The organism is Vibrio sp. 10N.247.311.47 (genome assembly GCF_041467535.1).
In the GTDB taxonomy this organism is placed as follows: domain Bacteria; phylum Pseudomonadota; class Gammaproteobacteria; order Enterobacterales; family Vibrionaceae; genus Vibrio; species Vibrio crassostreae_C.
Genome location: NZ_JBFSUR010000075.1, coordinates 1 through 3,514, shown reverse-complemented (window position 1 = coordinate 3,514; position 3,514 = coordinate 1). Strand labels below are relative to the sequence as shown.

Genomic DNA, 3,514 nt, shown 5'->3' with positions numbered 1-3,514 from the left:
CTTGATATTGTTAAGACTCTTAATAGTCTTTTAGGTGTATCTTCAGAGCAAGATAAAAGGGTTTATGATTTAGCTGAAGCGGTAGTGATACAGTTAGTTAATGAACACTTTATTTCTCAGGAATCATTTTGTGGTGAACAGTGCCGAATCTGCGAGCTAAATGATGAATTAATTAACTTTCTTGAACCTAGACGGTTAGATAGAGTAATTGTTGAGTGTTGTAATTATGACGCACGCTTGATTGAGTAACCCATCAAGAGTGAAGTACATTAAGAGCTGAACACAAAATTACATTTTGTGTTGGTGGGGTCACAACTCTCTAACAATCCCAATCGAACTAAGCGTAATAAACTCTGGTGACGCGACATCATTACCCTGCCAATAACTTTGTGTGTTAAAACACCGCTTCCGTTCGTAGATCGTTACTTTAGCTGCATCATTGCTGGGTAAATCATTGGGCCTCTCAGCTATGGGATGAGTCTGACTAGAATTAGTCTGAGATTGCTGTTGGAAGAGAGCTAACAATATCCGTTTTAGAGTGCCCTTCATAACGGACCTTAATACTTTTTCTATGTATTCAGTGTTATAACTCAAATGAACCTCGCTTAATAGCTTGTTGTGCTTGCCAAAACAACAAATTGATGGTTTTGTGTTTAAAGGTGCGTAAATAACAGCTATGGAAATCAAGGGGTATGAAACTCCTTATAGTAGGGTATTAGTATAATTTAAGCCTAACTTTAACTTATTGAATTTATCAATTAGTTCTATGGAGAAAACTTTGAGTCAAAATAAAATGGTGAAATGTAAACATTGCCAAGCATTAGTGAAGCAAAAAAACATGCTTAAGCACATTTCTAAAACTCATAAAACCAGAAGTATCCCCACTGTAGCTAAAATAGTGAATAGATCACACGCAATTCAAAAAGTTGAGACGATTGTTAATTTTAATGCGTTTAAAAATAAGCTTTCGCTAATTAAACATCTAGGTCTAAATGGCCAGTTGAGATTGAACAAAAAAGAAAAACATGCCTTCGACCAGCTAATCATCGTTATCCATTCAACAAATGATATTACACACCTCAAAGGCTGTTTAATTAATATACTGAATTCAATAGATTTTGATAAAGCACATAAAAGATATCTAGCCAACGTAGCTCGAAAAAAAGAACTAAAACGTAAGAAAGCTAAGCAAAGTTTACTTCCGAAAAAACGCAAAAAATCACATCTAGAACCTTTAATGACCAAAAAACCAGATATCGAAGATGTGCTTAATTCAAGGAGAGACTTACCAGTCGTAGGGCTCGGTACAACCCCATCGACATCAATACAAAAAGTTAGAGCAAGTGAAGTTCTAATCGATAGGCATACAACGCCTGACAAAATTAAAGACAAGCATATATTGTATGCTGAAGGTTGGAGCTTAGAAGGGGCGTTTAGTAAATAATTAATAGACCCCTAGAACAAACAATAAAAGATGATAACGCTTAGTTTATTGCTTCAATGGCAAACTCCTCGATATTCATCCGTAACTCGCCATTTTCCTTGTCGTGCCTGTGAAACTGTCTGATACTTCAATGCGTTTCATTTCGATGTTCATGGTTGGTTCGAGTTTTTAAGGCGCGCTATGTCACTGGCGATGCGTTTACAACCTAAAAACAAAATGCCATCGTTACTGACCGTTAAGACAATCGGACTCGCAATCACCACCACTACGAGCAGCAAAGACTGCAGTATCGGCATCGCCATAAGTGGCTGTTCAGTCCGTTTGCTGGTTTAAGTTTACATAGCGGATTTTATCTTTCCCGGCCTTCTTCGCTTCATACATGCCTTTGTCTGCTATTGACAATGATCCGATCAAGTCTTGATGTTGTGTAGTCACATAAGCGACCCCAATACTACTACTTAGCTCATGTTTTTTATCTTGCAGAATTGGAAGCGTGTTATGACCAGTAATCGCAAGAACCTGCTCGGCAAGACGGCGGACCTTTGATTCATCAGACGCATCCCTAACAAAAATAGCAAATTCGTCTCCGCCTAAACGCCCTACGTCATACTCCCCAACAGAGGTCTCCCCCAATTCATGCTTTACAATATGAGCGAGGGTTTTCGCATATTCAGCTAAGACTACATCGCCAACATCATGCCCGTAGATATCATTGATGGACTTAAAGTTATCTAAATCAATATAGATGAGCGCCGTTTTTTCTGCTTGCCCCTCTTGAGTCGCATGATAAAGAAGAACCGAACGAAATGTAATACGGTTAGAAAGCATCGTTAACGAATCTAAATACGCTAAGGATGCGATGTCACTTTCATGCATGGTCAGGATTTGATGATCAGCTCGACCTTGGAAGAAAATAAGAATATGGCACATACCACTCAATGCGAACAGAGTCAGGGTCACTCTAAATGAAAGTATTTCACTGTACTCTACTCTGCTAAATCCATACTCAAACCCCATAAACAATATGGCGGAAGTGACCATAAGAAACACGGTATTTAAAATTAGGCCTATTCGAAAGGAGTTAATAAAAATACCGACTGCGGCTAATAAATAGCTCCATAAGAAACCATTAGATTCGTATCCACCTGAATACAAAAGCATCAGGGCTAAAGAGTAATTAATAATGGTTAACCCGATACGACCAGCTTCTTGATTTCTGTTCATAACAAAAACATTGACCGCAGTAGAACAGGAAAATAAGCCTAGGATGGTGCTGAGCAGTCGGTCATCACCAGAAGGGATACTGTTTAAAAATAGGGAGGTAAGGAAGAACAACTCAAAAATAGTGAAAGAGTTCACCATTAACTGCATTCGTTTATGTTTATCTTCAACAATATCGACAAGTTTATCTGCGACAAAATTATGAGTATTGATTGTCATCCTGATCACCGCTATTGGAGCAGAATTCTGTAAACAGATTTGCATTATTAAAGGAAGTTGCTTGGAAAAGGGAAAATCAACCTGTATGAACCCCGAACTCTTGTGGGCTGAAAGCGCAAAGCACGCATTGAAGAAAGCAAATGAAATGGTGTGTGATAAATCATGTCATCTTCGTTTTAAATAAAACCCAGCAGAGAGGTTATATTTTTGTTTGAACATCAAACCATTCAATAGACTGAGCAACAAGCAGGCTTATTCTTCCGTATTTTCGTTCATTTTATCACCCTCAAATGACACCAAACGAATAGACAGTACAGCACCAAAGTAGCGCAAGACTAACTCTGGATCTTGTGCACTACATGCCTTCCTTCCTAATATTTCGAGCAAGTCAGCCATAAAGTTTTTCATTGGCTGCTCAGCCTCTGCTAAATGCTGTTCTAAAATTTTGTTTTTCATTTTCCCTAGCCATTTCACTTTTTATCCATCATTTATAAGCCTCCATATAAACAAAGAGGATAAAGTAAATGGAAATCATCAAAACTTTTTTAAATAATAATCATTACCGTTATCGTTTCCAGCACTGTGATAACTCTGAACAGTACATAGTGTTTTTACTCGGGGCATTGCAAG

The 3,514-nt window shown here is 38.0% G+C and carries 4 protein-coding genes; 2 read left to right on the top strand and 2 right to left on the bottom strand.

Features of this window, described 5'->3' with window-relative positions:
• Together AB6E51_RS24000 and AB6E51_RS23995 are read left to right on the top strand one after the other, a co-directional pair.
• Positions 1 to 249 (top strand): hypothetical protein (locus tag AB6E51_RS24000; protein ID WP_372140265.1); only part of this gene is annotated, 249 nt, incomplete at its 5' end.
• A 529-nt stretch (positions 250 to 778) separates the two neighbouring features.
• Positions 779 to 1,444: a hypothetical protein gene (locus AB6E51_RS23995; RefSeq protein ID WP_102333700.1), complete on the top strand. Its 666-nt coding sequence runs from the start codon at positions 779 to 781 to the stop codon at positions 1,442 to 1,444.
• A gap of 312 nt (positions 1,445 to 1,756) precedes the next feature.
• On the opposite strand, the gene AB6E51_RS23990 is transcribed toward AB6E51_RS23995, so the two are convergent.
• Together AB6E51_RS23990 and AB6E51_RS23985 are read right to left on the bottom strand one after the other, a co-directional pair.
• Positions 1,757 to 2,884: a GGDEF domain-containing protein gene (locus AB6E51_RS23990; protein ID WP_157938698.1), complete on the bottom strand. Its 1,128-nt coding sequence runs from the start codon at positions 2,882 to 2,884 to the stop codon at positions 1,757 to 1,759.
• A 252-nt stretch (positions 2,885 to 3,136) separates the two neighbouring features.
• Entirely contained in the window at positions 3,137 to 3,340 is a 204-nt protein-coding gene (locus AB6E51_RS23985) for a hypothetical protein (RefSeq protein WP_102333704.1), read from the bottom strand.
• Between the last annotated feature and the right edge of the window lie 174 nt (positions 3,341 to 3,514).